General features: G+C 44.8%; 25 protein-coding genes and 1 pseudogene. 25 read left to right on the top strand and 1 reads right to left on the bottom strand.

The genetic code is table 11. The features are described from left to right. Positions 1 to 2 precede the first annotated feature (2 nt). From G5B12_RS12940 to G5B12_RS12885, 12 genes and pseudogenes are all read left to right on the top strand, one after another. A complete protein-coding gene (locus tag G5B12_RS12940) occupies positions 3 to 770 on the top strand; it encodes a DUF1700 domain-containing protein (protein ID WP_118062757.1) in 768 nt (255 codons plus the stop codon). Further along, positions 767 to 1684 carry a GIN domain-containing protein gene (locus G5B12_RS12935; RefSeq protein ID WP_174088452.1) on the top strand — a complete coding sequence of 306 codons (918 nt, stop codon included), beginning with the start codon at positions 767 to 769 and terminating at the stop codon, positions 1682 to 1684. The genes G5B12_RS12940 and G5B12_RS12935 overlap by 4 nt, the downstream gene beginning before the upstream one ends. 13 nt (positions 1685 to 1697) lie before the next feature. Beyond that, positions 1698 to 1880 (top strand): PspC domain-containing protein, encoded by a 183-nt coding sequence (locus G5B12_RS12930; protein ID WP_021977077.1) that lies wholly within the window; start codon positions 1698 to 1700, stop codon positions 1878 to 1880. Positions 1881 to 1977: 97 nt separating this feature from the next. Beyond that, on the top strand, positions 1978 to 2169 hold the full coding sequence (locus G5B12_RS12925; protein ID WP_015527205.1) for a small, acid-soluble spore protein, alpha/beta type: 192 nt from the start codon (positions 1978 to 1980) through the stop codon (positions 2167 to 2169). Positions 2170 to 2333: 164 nt separating this feature from the next. Next, on the top strand, positions 2334 to 3440 hold the full coding sequence (locus tag G5B12_RS12920) for a DUF308 domain-containing protein (protein ID WP_174088451.1): 1107 nt from the start codon (positions 2334 to 2336) through the stop codon (positions 3438 to 3440). 43 nt (positions 3441 to 3483) lie between these two features. Beyond that, positions 3484 to 4311 carry an arginase family protein gene (locus G5B12_RS12915; RefSeq protein ID WP_118062760.1) on the top strand — a complete coding sequence of 276 codons (828 nt, stop codon included), beginning with the start codon at positions 3484 to 3486 and terminating at the stop codon, positions 4309 to 4311. Next, the gene (locus tag G5B12_RS12910; RefSeq protein ID WP_021977080.1) at positions 4308 to 5072 is read left to right on the top strand and encodes a prolipoprotein diacylglyceryl transferase; all 765 of its coding nucleotides are present in this window, start codon (positions 4308 to 4310) and stop codon (positions 5070 to 5072) included. Before G5B12_RS12915 ends, G5B12_RS12910 begins: the two co-directional genes overlap by 4 nt. Before the next feature lie 162 nt (positions 5073 to 5234). Then, the gene (locus G5B12_RS12905) at positions 5235 to 7073 is read left to right on the top strand and encodes a S8 family peptidase (protein WP_174088450.1); all 1839 of its coding nucleotides are present in this window, start codon (positions 5235 to 5237) and stop codon (positions 7071 to 7073) included. Between the two features lie 182 nt (positions 7074 to 7255). Beyond that, positions 7256 to 7479, top strand: a pseudogene (locus tag G5B12_RS18370) (hypothetical protein). 8 nt (positions 7480 to 7487) lie between these two features. Beyond that, positions 7488 to 7682 (top strand): hypothetical protein, encoded by a 195-nt coding sequence (locus G5B12_RS12895; protein WP_021977083.1) that lies wholly within the window; start codon positions 7488 to 7490, stop codon positions 7680 to 7682. An 18-nt stretch (positions 7683 to 7700) separates the two neighbouring features. Further along, entirely contained in the window at positions 7701 to 8297 is a 597-nt protein-coding gene (locus G5B12_RS12890) for a GIY-YIG nuclease family protein (protein WP_118062762.1), read from the top strand. A 142-nt stretch (positions 8298 to 8439) separates the two neighbouring features. Continuing rightward, the gene (locus tag G5B12_RS12885; RefSeq protein ID WP_118062763.1) at positions 8440 to 9528 is read left to right on the top strand and encodes a class II aldolase/adducin family protein; all 1089 of its coding nucleotides are present in this window, start codon (positions 8440 to 8442) and stop codon (positions 9526 to 9528) included. 146 nt (positions 9529 to 9674) lie between these two features. Here the strand turns inward: G5B12_RS12885 and G5B12_RS12880 are convergent, their stop codons facing one another. Beyond that, complete coding sequence (locus G5B12_RS12880; RefSeq protein ID WP_174088449.1) at positions 9675 to 10901, bottom strand: 6-phosphofructokinase; 1227 nt, start codon at positions 10899 to 10901, stop codon at positions 9675 to 9677. Between the two features lie 156 nt (positions 10902 to 11057). On the opposite strand from G5B12_RS12880, the gene G5B12_RS12875 reads away from it, so the two are divergent. From G5B12_RS12875 to rpsR, 13 genes are all read left to right on the top strand, one after another. Further along, complete coding sequence (locus G5B12_RS12875) at positions 11058 to 11288, top strand: HPr family phosphocarrier protein (protein ID WP_021977087.1); 231 nt, start codon at positions 11058 to 11060, stop codon at positions 11286 to 11288. Positions 11289 to 11575: 287 nt separating this feature from the next. Continuing rightward, positions 11576 to 11854, top strand: coding sequence for an autorepressor SdpR family transcription factor (locus tag G5B12_RS12870; RefSeq protein ID WP_021977088.1), 279 nt, complete (start codon positions 11576 to 11578; stop codon positions 11852 to 11854). Then, positions 11844 to 12500 (top strand): SdpI family protein, encoded by a 657-nt coding sequence (locus G5B12_RS12865; RefSeq protein WP_021977089.1) that lies wholly within the window; start codon positions 11844 to 11846, stop codon positions 12498 to 12500. The genes G5B12_RS12870 and G5B12_RS12865 overlap by 11 nt, the downstream gene beginning before the upstream one ends. A 156-nt stretch (positions 12501 to 12656) precedes the next feature. Beyond that, entirely contained in the window at positions 12657 to 13088 is a 432-nt protein-coding gene (locus G5B12_RS12860; RefSeq protein ID WP_021977090.1) for a hypothetical protein, read from the top strand. Positions 13089 to 13232: 144 nt separating this feature from the next. Then, positions 13233 to 14519, top strand: a complete 1287-nt coding sequence (locus tag G5B12_RS12855) for a vWA domain-containing protein (protein ID WP_242996937.1) — start codon at positions 13233 to 13235, stop codon at positions 14517 to 14519. Next, positions 14516 to 16036, top strand: coding sequence for an ATP-binding protein (locus tag G5B12_RS12850; RefSeq protein WP_021977092.1), 1521 nt, complete (start codon positions 14516 to 14518; stop codon positions 16034 to 16036). Before G5B12_RS12855 ends, G5B12_RS12850 begins: the two co-directional genes overlap by 4 nt. A gap of 124 nt (positions 16037 to 16160) precedes the next feature. Next, on the top strand, positions 16161 to 17033 hold the full coding sequence (locus G5B12_RS12845) for a phosphoribosylaminoimidazolesuccinocarboxamide synthase (RefSeq protein ID WP_021977093.1): 873 nt from the start codon (positions 16161 to 16163) through the stop codon (positions 17031 to 17033). 175 nt (positions 17034 to 17208) lie between these two features. Next, positions 17209 to 18030, top strand: a complete 822-nt coding sequence (gene srtB / locus G5B12_RS12840; RefSeq protein ID WP_021977094.1) for a class B sortase — start codon at positions 17209 to 17211, stop codon at positions 18028 to 18030. 37 nt (positions 18031 to 18067) lie between these two features. After that, positions 18068 to 18790: an NAD-dependent protein deacylase gene (locus G5B12_RS12835; RefSeq protein WP_021977095.1), complete on the top strand. Its 723-nt coding sequence runs from the start codon at positions 18068 to 18070 to the stop codon at positions 18788 to 18790. 103 nt (positions 18791 to 18893) lie between these two features. Next, the gene (locus G5B12_RS12830; protein ID WP_021977096.1) at positions 18894 to 19088 is read left to right on the top strand and encodes a DUF951 domain-containing protein; all 195 of its coding nucleotides are present in this window, start codon (positions 18894 to 18896) and stop codon (positions 19086 to 19088) included. A gap of 115 nt (positions 19089 to 19203) precedes the next feature. Beyond that, positions 19204 to 19491 (top strand): 30S ribosomal protein S6, encoded by a 288-nt coding sequence (rpsF, locus tag G5B12_RS12825; protein ID WP_021977097.1) that lies wholly within the window; start codon positions 19204 to 19206, stop codon positions 19489 to 19491. A gap of 80 nt (positions 19492 to 19571) precedes the next feature. Beyond that, positions 19572 to 20030 (top strand): single-stranded DNA-binding protein, encoded by a 459-nt coding sequence (locus G5B12_RS12820; protein WP_021977098.1) that lies wholly within the window; start codon positions 19572 to 19574, stop codon positions 20028 to 20030. Between the two features lie 48 nt (positions 20031 to 20078). Continuing rightward, positions 20079 to 20342 carry a 30S ribosomal protein S18 gene (rpsR, locus tag G5B12_RS12815; RefSeq protein WP_021651398.1) on the top strand — a complete coding sequence of 88 codons (264 nt, stop codon included), beginning with the start codon at positions 20079 to 20081 and terminating at the stop codon, positions 20340 to 20342. Positions 20343 to 20588 lie beyond the last annotated feature (246 nt).

The following is a 20588-nucleotide window of genomic DNA, read 5'->3' as shown; positions in this document are numbered from 1 at the left end:
TTATGAACAGAAAGCAGTTTATGGAACAGCTTGAACGGCTGCTTTCCGATATTTCAGAGGCGGAGAGACAGGAGGCACTGGAATATTATGAAGGATATTTTGATGATGCAGGTCCGGAGAATGAAGGAGAAGTGATCCGGGAACTGGGAAATCCGGGGAAGGTTGCCGCGATCATCAAGGCAGATCTTCAGGAGAACAGTGAAGATTACGGGGAATACACAGAGAACGGATATCAGGACACCCGTGTGAAAGAGAACGGGGAGATGCCAGATCAGTACACAGAAATAACAGTACGCGGAGATGGACAGGAAGAAGAGCCTCATGATACAGGAAGTGCCGAAAACCGCAGGAAAAGTCGGGCCCAGCGTGGCTATCATGCAGAGAAGAAGCAGAATAAGGCAGGGATTATCCTTGCGCTGATCGTTCTTGTTTTTGCGGCTCCACTGATTAAAGGACTGTTTGGCGGAGCACTGGGAATTCTGGTGACACTGGCGTTACTGCCCTTCCTGCTGACATTTTTTGCGGGAGCGGGATCGATCATTCTTGTAATCGGTGCAGTTGCGTGTATTGCTGTTGGAATTGCCATGGTGGTATCTCTTCCGTCGGCCGGGATCCTGACTATCGGTATCGGATTTCTGATGATGGCACTTGGACTTTTGTTACTGGCACTGACGGTGTGGTTCACAGGTAAGATATTGCCGGCGATCCTGCGGAAATTTACGGGATTCTGCAGCAATCTCCTGAATGGAAGAAAGGCGGAAAAAGTATGAAACGTTTTCTGAAGGTAATTCTGATCCTTGCGGCAGTATTCGGTGCGACAGGCCTGGGACTTACTGCAGGCGGAGCTGCCATGGGAGCGACTATGGGAGATATAGGTGCTCTGGATAACGGAATCACCCAGATACTTCATATCCTGGATCATAAAGACGGCTGGGATGAAGAGAATTCCGAAGCAGCTATGGATGGGCAGGATGAGGATCTTGTGGCAGATGCAGAGAAGGCAGTAAATGAAAAAGGTGTTCTGACAGACAATGCAGACGGTTCTGCTTATACGAAAGCATATGAAGCTTCCGGTGTATCAGATCTTTCCTGTGATCTGAAATACGAAGAACTGGTTCTGAAAACATGGAATGAGGCTAAAGTCCAGGTGAAAGTTACAGGGAAGAATCACAATCGTGTTAAGATCAGCAATGACAACGGCAGTCTGACAATCGCCAGCAGCCAGAAGGTAAGAAACCGTTCCGTAGAAATTTTTTGCCCGGAAAACTTAAGCCTTCAGAAGATAAAACTTCAGATGGGAGCCGGAACCATCGAACTGGATGGCGATTTTAAAGCGGATCAGATGGAAGTGAATGTGGGGGCAGGAACCCTTGAGAATTCCGGCAGTCTGGATGTAAAAGAGGCAAATTTTACAGTTGGCGTGGGAACTGCTGACATCAGTGAAATTCAGACAGAGAAATTAAATGGCAGCTGTGGCATGGGAAATATGGATCTTACACTTGCAGGAAAAGCAGAGGATTATAATTATGAGCTGAAATGTGGCCTTGGAAATCTGGAGGTGGATGATTCTCAGGAAACATCCATCACTTCCGGAAATAAACAGATCACAAATGAAGGTGCCACGAAAAATATAAAACTGGATTGTGGAATGGGAAACGTTCAGGTGGAATTTGAAGAAGATTAAAGGAGGAAGCATTATGAGCAACAAAAAACTTTACAAATCATCAGTAAACCGTATGTTGTGTGGTGTCTGCGGCGGGATCGCAGAGTATTTTGATATTGACCCGACTCTTGTACGGCTGGTATGGGTGATCATCACGCTGATGGGCGGAGCCGGAATCCTGGCGTATATCATTGCGGCCATCATTATCCCGGATTAAAAATGACAGCATCCGTAAAGAACGGACATATTTTTCAGAATGCATAATTTCTCCGGAAAACGTCCATACTCCATAAAAAAGATGAGGAGTGTGGAAGATGAACAGGGAGAAAGAAGTAAAGGCATACCTGGAGGGGAAACTTTCCCAGGCAGAAAAACTGAAATACGAGATTGCCGATGAGATGGGAGTCCTGGATAAAGTGATCAAAGACGGGTGGAAAAGCCTCTCTGCAAAAGAAACCGGACGGATCGGCGGTCTTATGACAAAAAAGAAGAAACATAAAAAGTAAAATGCAGCCTGAAGGAACGGGGTGAAATGCCGCCGGAAAAATCCTTCAGGCTGTATTGAATTATAAGAAAATTTTTCTGAAAAAAAGAATTTTTTTTGACGGTTCAGGGTGGACTGACCAGTGGAAAAGAGCTATACTGTTGGAATAAAAGAGGAGGAATGAACATGGGTGAAAAAATCAATAACGTTCTGAAGGGTGAGATCATCTCTTCAGTATTTTACATACTGTTGGGACTTTGCCTGATTCTGATCCCCACACAGACGGTGGATGTGATCTGTAAAGTGGTATTCGGACTGATCCTCATCGGAGTTGGCATTTATCACATTTATATTTACATACGTGGAAAAGCAACCGCTACGATCATGGATCTTTTAAGCGGTGTGGTTGTTTTCGTGCTGGGCGTGTTCCTTTTTATGACACCTTCCATCGTGATCAAACTGCTTCCATGGATGCTCAGCGCATTTGTACTGGTTGACAGTCTGTGGAAATTTAAAGGTGCTTTTCTTCTGAAAAAAGGCGGACACGGTGCATGGAGCGTGCTTCTGATCGGCAGTCTTGTTTTTATTGCACTTGGAATTGTGATGCTGTTTGGAAGATTTCCGAAGATCATGACTCTGCTGATCTTTTCCGGCTGGGTGCTGGTGTGTGACGGAGCTGCGGATATCGTATTCTTTATTATCATGAAGCTGGGACTTCGAAAGATCGCCAAAAAGGCAGAGGCAGAGAAGGAAGAGGCTGGTGCGGACAGTTCAGAGGCTGTAGATGATAAGGTAGATATGGATACACAGAGTGATACAAAGACGCAGGATGGAAATGATCCGCAGAGCGGAAATGCGCCGAAATATTCAGCAAATACTGCGACAGAGAATATGGCTGTCGAAACGGCAACAACGGAACCGGAGAAAAAATCCAGACGTGGGATCTTACGAAAAAAAGAGAAAGTTCAGGAGAGGACCGGTAATTCGATAACAGAACAGAATGAGCAGGAAAATGCATTGAAAGACAGTTCGGCTTCAGATTTTAGTTCTGAAAATGCAACAGAGAGCACAGGGGAACCAACGCAGGATACAGAAGGTTCTACAAACAGAAAAGTGACAGAGGAAGTCACGGAACCAGCAGAAAAACCAAAACAGGAGAATTCCCGCTGGGAAAAAGAACCGGAGAATGTGGAGATGAAACTCTGGGATGTGGGTAAAGACCAGGTGGAAACCGGCAGTCTGAAAGATCTTCTGGACGGTTCGGATGAAGATCTGGAAGAGTGGAAAGACTGACCATTCTCTTGCATCATCTGCCATTCCGTGGTAAGATGTGCACATGAAAAATACAGATAAAAATATTAAGATACTGATGATGGATTTTTCCGGAATATATGAGGACCAGCAGTTCTGGAGGGGAAAAGAAGTATCCCGGGTGGAGGCCAGGGACATTCCCGGAACCAACTGCTACTGTGATGAGGATGCGATGAATGCCATACGCAGCCGTATTGCACCTTATTCTTCCGGAGAGATCCATTTTATTGATTCCGGAAACTATCACTATATGACAAGGATCTGGCTGGAAAAAATATCGGAGCCATTTGAGCTTCTGGTGTTTGATAACCATACAGATATGCAGCCGCCTGCTTTTGGCGGCCTGCTTTCCTGCGGAGGATGGATCTATGATTCCATTATGGAGCTGCCACTGCTTAAAAAGGTGATCCTGATCGGCCCGGATGAGGAGGCTTTTTCCAGAGTGGAACCGGAGTTTAAGGAAAAGGTGGAGTTTTTGAGCAGGGAGAGGCTTCTGGAAATGGAAGAAACGGAAGTGTCTGCATTTGTAAAGAATCAGGTGGGAGAATATCCATTGTATATTTCCATAGACAAAGATGTTCTCTGTGAGACGGACGCAGATACAAACTGGAGTCAGGGCGATATGCGGTTAAGTACCATGCTGGAATGTCTGGGTGCTGTCAAAGAGAAATGTGCAGAGAGAATTTCGAGGATCCTGGGCGTGGATATCTGCGGGGAATGTGATGTGACAGAACCTGGAAACAGTGCTTTGAATGACATGGCCAATGCTGCGCTTCTGGAATTTTTTACATCTACAGATGTGGGTGAGGATATTGAGGAAAACAAAAACGGGACAACAGGAGGAAACGGATGAAAAATGAACTTCTTACCATCGGACCATTTACGATATATGGTTATGGCCTGATGATTGCCATTGGAATTGTGGCAGGTTGTCTGACAGCAGAATACAGAGCCAGAAAACAGGGACTTGACAGCGAACAGATCTTTCCCATGATTCTGTGGTGTCTGGTCGGTGGATTTCTCTGTGCAAAGCTTCTTTTCTGGATCACAGAGTGGAAATCAATTGCTCAGGATCCGGGATTTATGATGGAAACCTTAAGTTCCGGTTTTGTGGTGTTCGGCGGAATTATCGGCGGGATACTGACAGGATTTTTGTACTGCAGGATCAAAGGTCTTATATTTTTTAAATATGCGGATGTGATCCTGCCGTCCGTGGCATTGGCCCAGGGATTTGGCCGGATCGGATGTTTTCTGGCAGGGTGCTGTTATGGAAAAGAGACGGAGAGTTTTTTTTCTGTGATATTTCAGAATTCGGAATATGCGCCCAATCACGTGGCGCTGATCCCGACGCAGCTGTATTCCAGCGGCCTGGATTTCCTGCATTTTCTTCTGCTGTTGCTGATCGCGCGGAACAAAAAAGCAGATGGCCAGGTGACTGCCTGCTATCTGATTTTTTACAGCGTCGGACGTTTTGTGATCGAGTTTTTCCGGGGAGATATTATCCGGGGAAGTGTGGGGATTTTGTCAACTTCCCAGTTTATCAGTATTTTTACCGGGATTGCGGGGATTGTGCTGCTGGTACTGGTGGCGAAAAAAAGGAGTCCGCAAGAGTAAATTTAACCGAATCAGGAAATTTTCCTGCGGGTTGCGAAAAGCGATATGCAATGGTGTAGTGATATGGCAGTTATATGTATCAGGAGAATGTGTCGGGCAGTAGTGGCATAAAGACGGGCCCGCCCTGCATAAATCTATGAAAAAGGCGAAAGCAGGCCTGCCATGCTCAGAAAAGAAGATTTTGAACCAAATATGGAAACAGAGGATAAGATCCCCGGAGCGCAGCCGGAAAACCCGGCACAGAGTCAGCGCTTCGGGGATTTTATCGTGAAATATATGCAGAATGTCCAGAATACCATGGAACTTTTTCCGGGGACATCTTTTCAGGCGATCAATGAGATTTTCGGGGTTCTCTATGTTCCTCTGGAAAATATGGGAGAACTTGAAGTTACAGGGACATCTTATAATTCTATCCCGAAATGTTATACCTATATGGATATGGAAGCAACAGGGGCATCTGGGATCACCCGGCTGCATGATCATCCGTATCTCAAACTTCGGGGAAAAGGGACGGCGGTGGCAGTAATCGATTCGGGAATTGATTATCAGAATGCAGTGTTTCGAAATGCAGGCGGTTCCAGGATCGCTTATTTATGGGATCAGTCGCTGGAAGATGAGGAGGGGATGGGCAAAGACAAAGAGCAAAATGAGTCTGGACGGGAGTTGGAATCTGAAAATGGAGATGTAGGTAATCTGTTGGAAAATGGGGCTGATATGGCAGATACAGAAGTTCCATATGGCAAGTTATTCCGTAAAAAAGATATCGATCTGGCACTGGCTTCCGAGGATCCGTTTTCTATTGTGCCATCCAGGGACACTAATGGTCATGGAACGGCACTTTCCGGTATTGCGGCAGGAAATATGGTACCTGGAGAAAATTTCACCGGAGCGGCACCGGAAGCGACATTGATCATCATCAAGGTAAAACCGGCAAAACAATATCTCCGGAATTTTTATCTCTATCCTCCGGATGCAGAAGTTTTTCAGGAAAATGATGTGATGATGGCCATTGCTTATGCGATTTCCTGGGCAAAAAAACTGGAGATGCCACTTTCTATCTGCCTGGGGATCGGAAGCAGCCAGGGCGCTCATCTGGGGACCAATGCATTAAGCCAGTATGTGGATTATGTGGCGAATTTTTCCCAGGTATCTGTGTCAGCAGCTGCCGGAAACGAAGGAAATACAAGAAACCACAGTACGGGAATTTTTTCTCAGGGAAGGGAGCAGATCGTGACAGAACTCCGTGTAGCGGAAAGAGAGCAGGGGTTTACCATGGAATTCTGGGGAGAGCCGCCGGAGATCTACGGGCTTTCCATCCAGTCACCTACTGGGGAGATACTGGAAGTCAGCAGTTCTATTGGTTCAAGAACTCAGGAACTGTCCTTTGTTTTTGTAGAAACGAAGGTGTATGTGAATTATATCCTGATCGAGCGCCAGACCGGATATTCGCTGGTATATATCCGATTTTTTCATCCCGCCTCCGGAATCTGGAAGATTTTTACCCGGGGAAAGAACAGACAGAACGTACAGTTCCATATGTGGCTTCCGGTAGAAGGATTGATATCCCAGGATACTTATTTTCTGGAACCATCGCCCTATACAACCGTGACAGCTCCGGGGGACGCCAGAAACAGCATCACGACAACCGCCTACCAGCACCGTGACGGAAGTATCTACATTGCCGCAGGCAGAGGCTATACGCCAGATGGAATGATAACCCCACATCTGGCAGCCCCTGGAGTCAATGTAAAAGTGCCCCTGGTACGAGGCGGCTTTGGAACCCGCTCCGGAACCAGCATTTCCGCCGCACAGACCGCCGGCATCGCGGCACTTCTGTTTGAATGGGCCATCATACGGGATAACCAGCCGTTTTTTACAGGAAGCGGCGTGAAATATTATCTGCAGAGAGGCGCAAGAAGAGAAGAAAATATGCAGTACCCGAACCCGGAGTGGGGGTATGGGAAGGTGAATCTGTATCATACGTTTGAGCTGCTGACGTGAAAAATTGTAATTCTGCTTTGTGGTATAAAAGTATCCCAATATGTTGGAAATCTGTGATATACTATAATCAATTGAACGCAAAGCGCAATGTGAATATTCAGTTTACATGTGATTAAGAGAAACAATTCAAATTGGTCAGACATTGTCTGAATGATTCAAAAAGGAAAAGAAGGAATACATCTATGAAAACAAAAAGCATACTGATCAAAGACACAACGAAAGAGGACAGGATCCGCATTGTCCAGGAGGGCTGAACCAGTGCGGGGGTGCCTGTGATTTCTGTAATGGATGTGATAATCTGGGCGGAGGATCTGTGGATGCTTTTTATGAGCCTTATATTAACGGTGAAAAGGAACTGCGTGAGCTCAATGAGGAATACAGAAGCAACACAGGGCTTGTAAAGTAGGTGAGGATATGAGACCACCGGAAATCGGGAATTCTACAGAAGAGGAACGAAGACAATACATTAAGAATACTTTCCGATGCATCGCAGATTGTGACATGTGTGGATTATGTACCGTATTCCACGGAAAAGATCCGGAAGTTGCCTATGTAGATTACATCAGCGGCAAAAGGGATTATCTGGATGTATCGAAAGATTACAGATGAGTTGGGAAATGGAGATTTATGGCAAAAGGATATATTTATATCATGACAAACCCGGCCTTAAAAGATATGGTCAAGATCGGATATGCAACGGATGTGGAAAGCAGGCGTAAACAGCTGAGTACGACAGCTCTTCCATACGAATATGAGATATATGCAACATATGAAACTTCCGGAAAACTGGAAGATAAAAAACTTCATAAGATGATCGATAATTTGAATCCGGATCTGAGAATATCAAAGAATCGGGAATTTTTTATTCTTTCCCCGGAAGATGCATATGAGCTGCTGGAGTCCATAGCCACAATAAGCGGAACAAAAGATAAACTAAAAAAAGTAAAAACAGTACCGGCTAAAAAACAGAAGACCAAGAGACCACCTGTTAATTTTTTTAAGTGCAACATTCCAGTTGGAGCGGAACTGGTGTTTTCTGATGATCCATCGGTTGTGGCTGTTGTGGTTGATGAGCGTAAAGTGCAGTATAAGGATGAAATTACATCATTATCAGCAATTTCAGACAGGATAAAGGGATATTCTACATCCGGCCCGTCTTTATTTACATACAAAGGAAAAACAATTTCCCAGATCGCAGAAGAAACTCAGTGGAAAGATGCGTAGATCTTACATTTGGAAAAGTAATAAAAAGATACGAAAGTACTAATTTTGGAAAAAATATTCATATAGATAAATCACTCTGCATCGTGTACTATAAACATAGAGAAAAAACTATATCATGACACAACAGGGAGGAATTTTACTTATGGATCTTTCAACTTTGGTTAAAATGTCAAATACTTACGGAAGCAATCCGGCTTATGTTCTGGCAGGAGGCGGCAATACTTCTGTGAAAGACGATACAACACTGTATGTAAAGGGTTCCGGCACACAGCTTGCCACCATTAAGGCAGAGGAATTTGTCAAAATGGACCGGGCGCGTCTGAATAAGATCATGAAAACGGAATATCCGGCAGATGACGTGAAACGTGAGTCTGCATATCTTGCGGATGTAATGGCAGCAGTAACCGACGAGGATAAGACCAAGCGCCCCAGCGTGGAAGCGCTTCTCCACAATTTATTCGCCTATACATATGTGCTGCATGTTCATCCTACACTTATCAATGGACTGACCTGCGGAAAAGGCGCAAAAGCTCTCAGCGAACAGCTTCTTGGAAAAGATGTGCTCTGGATCGATATCTGCAAACCGGGATACACACTTGCACGTATCTGTTTTGAGAAGATGAATGCCTATAAAGAAGAAACCGGAAAAGACGTTCAGGTCCTTCTTCTTCAGAATCACGGAATTTTTGTTGCGGCAGATACCGTAGAAGAAATCGGTGTTTTATTTGATAGTGTTATTGAAAAGCTGGAAAAACAGGTAAAAAGAACTGCGGATGTAAGCAATGCAGTTACACCGGAAAAAGAGCAGGCAGCAGAGAAACTTTCCAGGCTGCTTGGTCATAGGGTGGAAGTTGTACCGGCTGCGGAGGCTGATAATTTTGTAAAGGATAAAACTGCTGCAGCACCGCTTCTGAAACCGTTCACTCCGGATCACATCGTATATTGCGGACCATATCCGTTATTTGTGGAAAATATCGATGAGGCGAAAAGTGCGCTGGATGCATTTATGGCAGAAAATGATAAAGAACCGAGACTGATCCTGGTACAGGGCGTTGGTGCATTTATCATGGAAGATGACAAAGGAAAGGCTGCAAAAGCACAGTTACTGGTAAAAGATGCGATCAAGCTTGCAGTATATGCGGAAAGCTTTGGCGGTCCGCTGCAGATGACGGATGAGATCACATATTTCATCACACACTGGGAAGCAGAAGCGTACCGCAGTAAGAAATAAAAAGAAAATATAGAGAAATTAAGAAAATGCATCGGGAACTATTGAAAAATTCCCGGTGCATTTTTGGGATAAATACCTGATAAAAAATTATTCAGGGCAGAGTTACGTTACAAATGTGGGTGTACTTATCCATTTTACTGCAAATCTTATTTCCGGTACACAAACGCCGGCAGTCCGTCTTCTCCAACCGGAACATCTACAGTTCCCTGGATCAGCGGGCGGGCGTAGCGGATAAAGTCTTCAGTGACATCGGAGCCGTCTTTGGTGATCCATTCCACAGGGACGGTCTTTTCTTCGTTGCAGATAAGGTTGACGTCTTCCAAAGTGCATTTCATGGAGTACGGGGAATCACTCTGACGTTTAAAAGCGATCATCTTTCCGGTTTCACCGTTCAGGGCAGCCTGTACACCAAATTCACCGGCAAGGATACCTTCCTGCTGGTCTGTCTCGGAGAGCATGGATGCGGAGCAGCGCTGGCTTACGTTGAGTTCTACAGAGCGGGCTTTGACACCGAGGCGGCTGCGGACAAGATTCTCAAGGTATTTACCACAGCCAGCAAGCATTTTGTGGCCGAAAGCGTCGGTACCGGCAGCACTGTCGTATTCGCAGATGAAAGTGCCGTCTTTGTCATGGATTCCCTCGGATACACAGACGACAACGTTGCAGTTTTTCTCAAAGGCAGCATTAACTTTCCGGAGAAATTCTTCTACATCGAAATACGTTTCCGGAAGATAAATGAGAAGTGGGTTGTCTCCGGTGTATTTCCGGGCAAGGGCAGCGGCTCCGGTGAGCCAGCCTGCGTGACGTCCCATGATCTCGATAATGGTGACAGATTTTTTCTCATAAACACAGGCGTCCAGGGTGATCTCACGGACAGTGGAAGCTACGTAACGGGCAGCGCTTCCGAAGCCCGGGGTATGGTCTGTGTTTACAAGATCGTTATCAATGGTCTTCGGCTCGCCGAGGATACGGATGTCGCTGCCGATCTTTTCGGCATAGCGGGAAAGCTTGCTGACGGTATCCATGGAATCATTTCCTCCGATATAAAAGAACCAGCCGATGTTCATCTCCTCGAATTTCCGGAACAGCTTCGGATAAACCGGATCTTCCAGAGATTCCGGAAGTTTGTAACGGCAGGAGCCAAGATAGGCGCCAGGTGTCCAGGTAAGAGCGCGAAGCTGTTCGCCCGGAAGTGCTTCCTGAAAATCAAGGACTGTTCCGTTTAAAAATCCCTCAATACCGTTGACCATGCCATAAACGTGGTCGATCTCTTCTGTATGTTTAAGTGCTTCAGATACCACACCGTAAAGACTGCTGTTGATCGCTGCGGTCGGTCCGCCGGACTGTCCTGCGATAAGGTTCTTTTTTGACATTTTGATACCTCCTGGGTGTTGTTTTTTTATATTGTAACAGAAATAGAAAAAGATAACATCTAAAAAATCCACCTTTTTTATAAAAAATTTACTCTATACACACAAATATTTCATAGTAAAATAGTAGTATAGATAGAGAAAAGAGGTGAAATACAGATGACAGTAAGAAAAGTACAGTTTGAAACTATGGATGATGTGAATCGTTTTCTGAATGTAACAGAGCATTTTCCATTTGCAGTGGATCTGAAGAGAGGTCACAGGACTGTCAATGGAAAATCTATTCTCGGAGTTGCATCCATCGGCCTTGGCAGAGAAATGGATTTTTGTGCATATGTGCCGGAGATTGCGCCGGAGATTATGTCCAGTCTTGATTTTTGCATGAGGTAGGTTTGAAGAGGGGAAAAATGAATAATGGTTGATCAATGGTGAACGAGGGTATCGTAAAGTCGCAGAGGCGATGGTCGGTATCCTCGTTTTATTTATTTTTAACCGAATCAGGGAAGTCCCATGGTTTGATTGTGAATATCCGTTTGACAGATGAATTTTGTTGTACAGGGAAATATGACAAATGTAATTATTTAGAAAAAAATCTAAATAGTTATTGACCGGGGAAAACAGTGATGGTATATTCTATTTAGAAATATTTCTAAATACTATCCGAAAGGAGGTACACGATGGCGTTCGCGGAAACCTTCAAGGCACTTTCGGACCCTGTGCGGAGAGAGATCCTGCAGCTTCTGAAAAACGGGAAAATGTCAGCCGGAGAGATCGGAGGACATTTTGACATGACAGGTGCAACCATATCCTATCATCTGAAAATTCTGAAGAAGGCAGATCTTGTGTGGGAGACGAAGGTGAAGAATTTCGTGTATTATGAACTGAATACCACAGTAGTGGAGGAACTGCTTTTGTGGCTCAGTGATCTGAAAGGAGGAAATAGTGATGAAAGATGAAGAAAAGAAAGAATTTCTGAAAGAGTATAAAATGTCCCTGATCTCCGGAAGTATCCTTACGATCTCGCCGTCACTGGCAGGAATCCTTCTGTGGAACCGTCTGCCGGAGAAGATCGCCACACATTTTGACCAGCATAATCTGGCCAACGGCTGGAGCAGCAAGCCTGTGGCAGTTTTTGGGATCCCGTTTCTGCTTCTGCTGGTTCATCTGTTCTGTGTTTTTTTTACAGCCAATGATCCAAAGAGAAAAAATATCAACAAGCGCATTTTTACCATGATCCTGTGGCTGGTTCCGGTGGTATCTGTGATCACCTGCATGTCAATCTATGGCCTTGCTCTGGGAATGGACATTGATATGGGAATGATCGTGAACATCATGGTTGGTATCATGTTTATCATTCTCGGAAATTATATCCACAAGGTGAAACAGAATTACACGGTGGGAATGAAGCTTCCCTGGACGTTAAACAGCGAGGAGAACTGGAACCGTACCAACCGTATGGCTGGCTGGGTGCTGATCCTGTCAGGAGTGCTTTTTCTTATGAATTCGCTGCTTCTGAAAACGGAAATTGTCCTGATCATAATTCTGGCAGCAGTGTTTGTTCCAATGATCTATTCATTTATTCTTTATAAGAAGGGAATCTGAGAAGATATTCCCGGGCCGTCATTGTCAGAAAAAGGCAGTGACGGCCTCTTTTTTACCAAAAAATAATGTTCAAACAAAGCGGTCCGTGATATGATAATGTCATACAAAAATATTTCCTCAAACACTATAAACAGACATCGGACAGGAGGGATCATTATGACAGAATTAAGCCGTTTTCAAAAAGATGTGGAAGTTGCTGCCAGTGCCCTTGAAATGCGGGCAGAGAACGAGGATGCCAGGGAGGAGGCTATCCACCTTTACCGGAAATTCGGAAGTACAAAACAGGAACCGCTGCGGCTGGCAGTTGCACTGCGGGGATATTTTCTGGAGGAAGGTGTGGAGGAAGCGGAGCGTGCGGATTACGGAGCGTACCTGAAGAAACGGATCCGCCCGGCAGTGGAACGCCTGATCCTGGAAGATGACTGGGAAAAGATCGGGAAGCTTTATGAGAATGAGTGGTTTGGGGAACAGGAGCTGGAAGTGTTCCTGAAACTGGCCGAAGAGTGGAGGAGACCTGCGGCATTGATGGGACTTCTCCATTTAAAAAAAGAAAAGTATGGATTTAAAGAGAAAAAATTTGAACTGTGAACAAACCTGGTGAAAAATGTAATACCAGATGTATTTTGGCACGTACAGACGTACAGAATGTAAATGACAATAAAGAGATATTCAGGAACATGGGATGGAAAGGAATAAAAACTGGTTTGGTCAGAAGGAAAGGGGGCAGATCCGGTGAATCGGAAGCAGGAAGAACTGGGGACACATATCCTGGAAAATGTAAGGAACGAACTGTACTACTATTTTCCATATCTGGACGGTGCTTTTGCCTGCATTTCCGGGAAAGGCTCGGAAGAGACCAGAACCATCGGAACAGATGGAGAATTCTTCCTTTTTTCACCGGAATATCTGCTGGAACTTTATGTGAAAAAGCCGGAGGCAGTGCGACGAGGGTATTTACATATGCTGCTGCACTGCCTGTATCTGCACCTTTTCCTGGAAAATCAGGAGGACAGACGTTTATGGAACCTGGCCTGTGATATTGCTGTGGAACAGATCATTTCCAGAGAAAAGATCCCGGTTCTGGAGACCGGTGGAAATGCAAAAAAAATCCGGGAAAAAGTCTTTCATATTCTTGGAAACGGCGCGGATTCCGCAGAAAAGATCTGTCGGAAACTGAAAGAACAGACCTTTCCATTTCATCTGGAAGAGCTGGAAGAAACTTTTCATTTTGATGATCACACACTCTGGGATAATTGCACAGGAGAAAAAGGGAAAAAGACAAGAGAAAAATGGAACAGACTTCTTTCCTATACTGCCGCAAACCGCCAGGATCACCGGAAACGACGGGGAAGCCAGAAAGGGGACCAGAGAGAAGATGCAGGCCCCATAAGATCCGGAAGATACGATTACAAAAAATTTCTCCGCCAGTTTTCCGTACTGCGGGAGGAAGTGGAACTGGATACGGAGAGTTTTGATTATATTTTTTATAATTACGGAATGGAACATTATGGAAATCTTCCGCTGATCGAGCCGCTGGAATATAAGGAAGTGAACCGTCTTGAGGAGTTGGTGATCGCCATTGATACTTCCGGTTCCTGTGATGGAGAGACTGTGCGGAGATTCCTGGAAGAAACCTATTCCATTCTCAGTGAAAAAGAGAATTTTTTCCATAAGATGAAAGTCTATCTGATCCAGTGTGACTGCTGTATCCAGGATGTAAAAGTGATCCATTCGGAAGAAGAATGGAAAGAATACAGCAAAGATATCACCATACAGGGGCGGGGAGGAACAGACTTCCGACCGGTGTTCCGGTATGTGAAGGAGCAGCAGGAGAAGAAGGAAATCCGCCGTCTTAAAGCCCTGATCTATTTTACAGACGGAGACGGGATCTATCCGGGAAGTAAGCCGGATTACGAGACGGCCTTTGTATTTTTGCATAAAACAGAAAAAATGGAGCTTGTTCCGCCCTGGGCGATCCGGCTTGTGGCAGAGCAGGAAGGAGTGCGTCATAACATATGAATATAAAAGAGGCAAAAGAAGAGATTAAACATACCTTACTGGCTTACAACCGGAAAGATGCAGCCGGACGTTATACATTTCCCAGACTCCGGCAGCGTCCCATTCTGCTTATGGGCCCTCCGGGAATCGGAAAAACCGCCGTCATGGAGCAGGTGGCAGAGGAATGCGGAGTAGGGCTGGTAGCCTATACCATCACCCACCATACAAGACAGAGTGCGGTAGGACTGCCCAGGATCGTGACCCGGTGCTATAACGGAAAAGAGGTCAGTATCACAGAGTATACCTTAAGTGAGATCATTGCCTCTGTGTATGACTGTATGGAACGTACCGGAAAAAAAGAGGGGATCCTGTTTATCGATGAGATCAACTGCGTTTCCGAGACACTTGCGCCGACCATGTTGCAATTTCTTCAGAATAAGACGTTCGGAAGCCACAGCGTACCGGAGGGATGGCTGATCGCTGCAGCGGGAAACCCTCCGGAATATAATAAGTCGGTCCGGGAATTTGATATCGTAACCCTGGACCGTGTGCGTAGGATGGATATCGAGGCAGATCTTGATGTGTGGATGGAGTATGCCTGGAAAAAGGAGATCCACGGATCGATCCTTGCTTATCTTGGCATGAAAAAAGATCATTTTTATTCCGTGGAGAATACAGTGGACGGGAAGTTCTTTGTGACGGCAAGAGGATGGGAAGATCTGTCCGAAATTCTGAAAGCTTATGAGGAACTAGGCGTTGAGATCACGGAGAATCTGATCGGGGAGTATCTTTGTCGGGATGAGATCGCAAGGAGCTTTTTTGCCAGTTATCAGCTGTATCGGAAGTACGGAGAGGACTATGGGCTGAAACGCCTGCTTTCCGGAGAAATGGCGGAGGAAGAACAGCAGAAAAAAGTAAAAATGGCGGAAGGTGCTTCGTTTGAGGAACGTTTTCTGGTAACTGGCCTTCTGCTTAGCGGACTCAACGGAAGTTTTCTGGATTATGAAAAGCTGGATAAAGAGACAGGCGCTGTTTATCAGGAACTCCTGCATCTGAAAGCTTTTCTTCATGATAAAAAGGACATGACGGCGCTGGATGAATTTACAGATGTGAAGAAGAAAAGTCTGGCTGTCCGTCTGGAGGCGGAGCTTCTTAACCTGGAACAGCAGACCACGGAAGAGTTTGTGATCCGTACTCTGGAGGAATTCAGCCTTACTATCCGAAAGGAACATATCACAGATACAGAGACTGGTTTTGAACGGATCCGGCAGCTGTTTACGGAAATGGTAGAGAAGAGAAAAGACTGTGCTAAAAAGATCAGCAGAGAGCTGGAACGGGCATTTGCCTTTATGAAAGCATGTTTCGGAGACGGACAGGAAACGGTGCTTTTTGTCACCGGACTGACCAGGAACAGTCATGCAGCTGCTTTTATCCGGGAGTATGGATGTGACCCTTATTTTGCCTGCAGTGAGAAGCTTCTTTACCGGAAACAGGAGAAAAAACTTCAGGAGGAATGTGAGTCGCTATTAAAAATATGAATGATCCCTTAACGAATACTTATGACTGAAAAGGGCCTGGCATCTTGACAGGAGGGCTTGAGTGGTGATACGGTAACGGTGTCGAAAACAAAAACCAAATAACCGAATGATGAGGTGTGAGAACATGCAGGAATTAAAACCAATCAAAGAAGGTAAAGTACGTGAGATCTATGACAATGGCGACAGTCTGATCATGGTTGCAACAGACCGTATCAGCTGCTTTGACGTAATTCTGAATAATGAAGTTACAAAGAAAGGTGCTGTACTGACCCAGATGTCCAAATTCTGGTTTGACATGACTGAGGACATTCTTCCAAACCACATGATTTCTGTAGATACCAAGGATATGCCGGAGTTTTTCCAGCAGGAGAAATTTGAAGGAAAATCCATGATGTGCCGTAAGCTGAACATGCTGCCGATCGAGTGTATCGTACGTGGATACATCACAGGAAGCGGCTGGGCAAGCTACAAGGAGAACGGTACTGTATGCGGCATCAAGCTTCCGGAAGGTCTGAAAGAATCCGACAAGCTGCCTGAGCCGATCTACACACCATCTACCAAGGCTGAGATCGGTGATCACGATGAGAATATTTCTTTTGAGCAGAGTATCGATCATCTTGAGAAATACTTCCCTGGAAAAGGACGCGAGTACGCAGAAAAACTTCGTGACAACACCATCGCTCTTTACAAAAAATGTGCAGAGTATGCACTCAGCAAGGGAATCATCATTGCAGATACAAAATTCGAGTTTGGTCTTGATGAGGACGGCAACATGGTCATCGGTGATGAGATGCTGACACCGGACAGCTCCCGTTTCTGGCCGGCAGAAGGCTATGAACCAGGACATGGCCAGCCATCTTTTGACAAACAGTTTGCACGTGACTGGCTGAAAGCCAATCCGGACAATGACTGGACACTTCCGCAGGAAATCGTGGACAAGACCATCGAGAAATATCTCCAGGCATACAAAATGCTCACAGGCAAAGAACTGGACTGAAAATAACAGCAGCTCTGAAATAGAACATACCTTACAAACCGCCCCGGACGCCCATTCCGAGGCGGTTTCTTTCTATATAAAATGTGATAAAAACAAAACAGTTGCAAGAAAACAGAGGGGTATTTATAATAAATACAGAAACCAGAAAATCCTGACAGATCAAAGGAGTGTGATTATGAGCAGGAAAGACAAGGCGAAAAAGAAAAAAACGGCAGGAGATTATGTTCTGACTCTGGTGCTGATCGTGGCAGTTGTGGTGTTCTGCTATGCTGCCTTTAACCTTTATCATATTTATACAGAGTATAAAAAAGGCACAGATGAGTATAACAGCATTTCAGAAATGGCAGTGACGGAGCGTGATCCGGATGCATCGGAAGATCTGGGACAGCCGGAGGAACAACAGCCGGTGGCTCCTATAAATGTTGATTTTGCATCTCTTAAAAGTATTAATGATGATGTGATCGGCTGGATTTATATGGAGGCACTTCCGCAGATCAGTTATCCGATGGTACAGGGCAAGGATAATAATATGTATCTTCACCAGACTTATGAGAAAAATTATAATTTTGCAGGAACAATCTTTATTGATTATGAGAATAAGAGGGATTTCAGTGACTGCAACACGCTGGTGTACGGACATAATATGAAGAATGGCTCCATGTTTGGAATGCTGAAAAAATACAGGGCAGATGAAACGCTTTACAATACCAGCAAATATTTCTGGATACTTACCCCGAAGAAGAACTACCGCTATGAGATCATTGCCGCATACACAACTTCGGTGAACAGTGATACGTATACCCTGTTTAAAGGGCCTGGTAAGGAATTCCTGGAATATGAGAAAAAAATGTTCAAGAATTCCGAGATTAAAACAGAAGCAGGTGAGGGTGAGGCGAATGTGAAAGATAAGATCGTTACATTGTCTACATGCACCGGTAATCAGGCAACACGTTTTGTTGTGCAGGGAAAAAGAGTAAACGCAGTGGATCCACAGTAGCCATTTTTTATGTGAAAAATAAGGGAGGAAGATTCATATGGAAAATGAAATAGGAAAATTACAGAAGATCATTGATGAGAGCAATAATATTGTATTTTTCGGCGGAGCAGGAGTTTCCACGGAAAGCGGGATCCCGGATTTTCGAAGCCAGGACGGGCTGTATAACCAGAAGTATGATTATCCGCCGGAGACGATCTTAAGCCATACATTTTTTATGCGCAGGCCTGAAGAATTTTTTAAATTTTACAGAGATAAGATGCTTTGTGATACTGCAAAACCCAATGCGGCACATCTGAAACTGGCAGAGATGGAGCAGGCAGGCAAGCTGAAAGCGGTGATCACTCAGAATATTGACAATCTTCATCAGATGGCAGGAAGCAAAAAAGTTCTGGAACTTCACGGAAGTGTTTACCGCAATCATTGTATGAAGTGTGGGAAATTCTATGATTTTAAGTATATGAAGGAGTCAGAAGGAGTTCCGAAATGTACCTGTGGTGGTATGATCAAACCGGATGTGGTTCTCTATGAGGAAGGTCTGGATGACTATACGATCCAGGAATCTGTAAGAGCAATTTCAGAGGCGGAGGTCCTGATCATCGGAGGAACTTCCCTGGCTGTGTATCCGGCAGCAGGACTGATCGATTATTTCCGGGGAAATCATCTGGTGGTGATCAACAAGGCGCCGACACCGAGAGACAAATATGCGGATCTTCTTATTAAAGAACCGATCGGAAAGGTGTTCTCTCAGATACGGATCTGATAAACTGCATAGCAGTTATCCGGTGCAGGGCTACGTAGTGAATGCGGATATTTTTATCCGTTTGACTAAAATATCCGGAAAAAAGAAAAATGAGGAGTATCAAATGGGATTAAATTATGAAGTAGGAGATATTGTCACACTGAAGAAGGCGCACCCCTGTGGCAGCAAAGAATGGGAGATCCTTCGTGTAGGAGCGGATTTTCGTCTGAAATGCATGGGCTGTGGACACCAGATCATGGTAGCGCGCAAGCTTGTGGAGAAAAATACACGAGATTTGAAAAAATTCGAAAAAAATTAAATTTATGCTTTACATCACGGGAAAGATATGCTAGAATCAACAATCGTGATATATTTCATATCCTTGCTCTTTGACAGGCAAAGGGCCAAAAGACCATAAGGAGGTTAAGACAAGCATGAACAAGTACGAGTTAGCATTAGTTGTGAGCGCTAAGCTTGAGGACGAAGCACGTGACGCTGTAGTTGAGAAAGCAAAAAGCTATATTACACGTTACAACGGCGTGATCACAGAAGTTGAAGAATGGGGTAAGAAGAAATTAGCTTACGAGATTCAGAAAATGCATGAAGGCTTCTACTATTTTATTCAGTTTGAAGCAGATTCTCAGTGCCCGGCGGAGATCGAGAGACATGTCCGCATCATGGACAATGTATTAAGATACCTGGTTGTCAAGAAAGAGGCATAATTTTTGCAGCGGATTTTCGAAAACACCATTAAGAACCTGTTCAGTTAAGTGAAATCTGAGATCATAAGAGAGGTAGAACGATGAACAAAGTAATATTAATGGGACGCTTGACAAGAGATCCTGAGGTAAGATATTCCGCAGGAGAAAATGCCCTGGCAATCGCCAGATATACACTGGCAGTTGACCGCAGATTCCGTCGTGACGGAGAAGCAAATGCTGATTTTATCAACTGTGTTTCTTTCGGACGGACAGCAGAGTTTGCGGAAAAGTATTTCAGACAGGGACTGAAAATTGCAGTTACGGGACGTATTCAGACAGGAAGTTATACGAACCGTGAGGGACAGAAGGTTTATACGACAGAGGTTGTTGTTGAGGATCAGGAATTTGCTGAGAGCAAAGCGTCAAGCGACAGCTATGCAGCATCTCATCCGAGAACAGAAGCAGCACCTGCACCGTCTATGCCAAGTCCGAGCGCAGCAAGCGCCGACGGCTTCATGAATATTCCAGATGGAATTGATGAGGAGCTGCCGTTCAACTAGAACATCTGATCAAGACAGATGAGACGAATAAGATAGGAGGAAACAATCATGGCTTACAATAGAGGCGAGAGACCAGATTCTCCGATGAAGAGAAGAGGCGGACGCAGAAGAAAAAAAGTTTGTGTATTCTGCGGTAAAGAGAATAACGAGATCGATTACAAGGATGTAGCAAAGTTAAGAAAGTATGTTTCCGAGAGAGGTAAAATTCTCCCGAGAAGAATTACAGGTAACTGTGCAAAACATCAGAGAGCACTGACAGTTGCTGTTAAGAGAGCACGTCATATGTCCCTGATGCCATACGTTCAGGACTAATTCCGATCATCCACAGGATCGTTGTCAGACAGATGAGCAGTCATCTGGATGGCAGCGGTCCTGTTTTTTTATTTTCTGTGACGACATAAAGCTATAAAACAGACGTTTCCAGTCATGCAGTGTATGGCAGCGTTTTCCGGCTGTAACAGATTTTACACGACAAACGCATGAGTAAATAAATTGTGAACACACCCCTTTTCTAGTAAAATAAAAGAAAAAGGGGTGTTATTTATGCAGGAATTATTA

The organism is Blautia sp. MSK.20.85 (assembly GCF_013317245.1).
Classification (GTDB): Bacteria; Bacillota; Clostridia; order Lachnospirales; family Lachnospiraceae; genus Blautia_A.
The sequence above is the reverse complement of the archived record's forward strand: the minus strand, read 5'-3'. Positions and strand labels throughout refer to the sequence as shown.

What these genes read in the sequence shown, in the direction of transcription:
- G5B12_RS12880 (WP_174088449.1), bottom strand. Translation starts at nt 10,901, where the DNA reads ATGTCAAAAAAGAACCTTATCGCAGGACAGTCCGGCGGACCGACCGCA.
- G5B12_RS12910 (WP_021977080.1), top strand. Translation starts at nt 4,308, where the DNA reads ATGAAAAATGAACTTCTTACCATCGGACCATTTACGATATATGGTTAT.
- G5B12_RS12885 (WP_118062763.1), top strand. Translation starts at nt 8,440, where the DNA reads ATGGATCTTTCAACTTTGGTTAAAATGTCAAATACTTACGGAAGCAAT.
- G5B12_RS12930 (WP_021977077.1), top strand. Translation starts at nt 1,698, where the DNA reads ATGAGCAACAAAAAACTTTACAAATCATCAGTAAACCGTATGTTGTGT.
- G5B12_RS12920 (WP_174088451.1), top strand. Translation starts at nt 2,334, where the DNA reads ATGGGTGAAAAAATCAATAACGTTCTGAAGGGTGAGATCATCTCTTCA.
- G5B12_RS12935 (WP_174088452.1), top strand. Translation starts at nt 767, where the DNA reads ATGAAACGTTTTCTGAAGGTAATTCTGATCCTTGCGGCAGTATTCGGT.
- G5B12_RS12925 (WP_015527205.1), top strand. Translation starts at nt 1,978, where the DNA reads ATGAACAGGGAGAAAGAAGTAAAGGCATACCTGGAGGGGAAACTTTCC.
- G5B12_RS12905 (WP_174088450.1), top strand. Translation starts at nt 5,235, where the DNA reads ATGCTCAGAAAAGAAGATTTTGAACCAAATATGGAAACAGAGGATAAG.
- rpsF (WP_021977097.1), top strand. Translation starts at nt 19,204, where the DNA reads ATGAACAAGTACGAGTTAGCATTAGTTGTGAGCGCTAAGCTTGAGGAC.
- G5B12_RS12895 (WP_021977083.1), top strand. Translation starts at nt 7,488, where the DNA reads ATGAGACCACCGGAAATCGGGAATTCTACAGAAGAGGAACGAAGACAA.
- G5B12_RS12835 (WP_021977095.1), top strand. Translation starts at nt 18,068, where the DNA reads ATGGAAAATGAAATAGGAAAATTACAGAAGATCATTGATGAGAGCAAT.
- G5B12_RS12890 (WP_118062762.1), top strand. Translation starts at nt 7,701, where the DNA reads ATGGCAAAAGGATATATTTATATCATGACAAACCCGGCCTTAAAAGAT.
- G5B12_RS12820 (WP_021977098.1), top strand. Translation starts at nt 19,572, where the DNA reads ATGAACAAAGTAATATTAATGGGACGCTTGACAAGAGATCCTGAGGTA.
- G5B12_RS12865 (WP_021977089.1), top strand. Translation starts at nt 11,844, where the DNA reads ATGAAAGATGAAGAAAAGAAAGAATTTCTGAAAGAGTATAAAATGTCC.
- G5B12_RS12860 (WP_021977090.1), top strand. Translation starts at nt 12,657, where the DNA reads ATGACAGAATTAAGCCGTTTTCAAAAAGATGTGGAAGTTGCTGCCAGT.
- G5B12_RS12845 (WP_021977093.1), top strand. Translation starts at nt 16,161, where the DNA reads ATGCAGGAATTAAAACCAATCAAAGAAGGTAAAGTACGTGAGATCTAT.
- G5B12_RS12875 (WP_021977087.1), top strand. Translation starts at nt 11,058, where the DNA reads ATGACAGTAAGAAAAGTACAGTTTGAAACTATGGATGATGTGAATCGT.
- G5B12_RS12850 (WP_021977092.1), top strand. Translation starts at nt 14,516, where the DNA reads ATGAATATAAAAGAGGCAAAAGAAGAGATTAAACATACCTTACTGGCT.
- rpsR (WP_021651398.1), top strand. Translation starts at nt 20,079, where the DNA reads ATGGCTTACAATAGAGGCGAGAGACCAGATTCTCCGATGAAGAGAAGA.
- G5B12_RS12915 (WP_118062760.1), top strand. Translation starts at nt 3,484, where the DNA reads ATGAAAAATACAGATAAAAATATTAAGATACTGATGATGGATTTTTCC.
- srtB (WP_021977094.1), top strand. Translation starts at nt 17,209, where the DNA reads ATGAGCAGGAAAGACAAGGCGAAAAAGAAAAAAACGGCAGGAGATTAT.
- G5B12_RS12940 (WP_118062757.1), top strand. Translation starts at nt 3, where the DNA reads ATGAACAGAAAGCAGTTTATGGAACAGCTTGAACGGCTGCTTTCCGAT.
- G5B12_RS12830 (WP_021977096.1), top strand. Translation starts at nt 18,894, where the DNA reads ATGGGATTAAATTATGAAGTAGGAGATATTGTCACACTGAAGAAGGCG.
- G5B12_RS12870 (WP_021977088.1), top strand. Translation starts at nt 11,576, where the DNA reads ATGGCGTTCGCGGAAACCTTCAAGGCACTTTCGGACCCTGTGCGGAGA.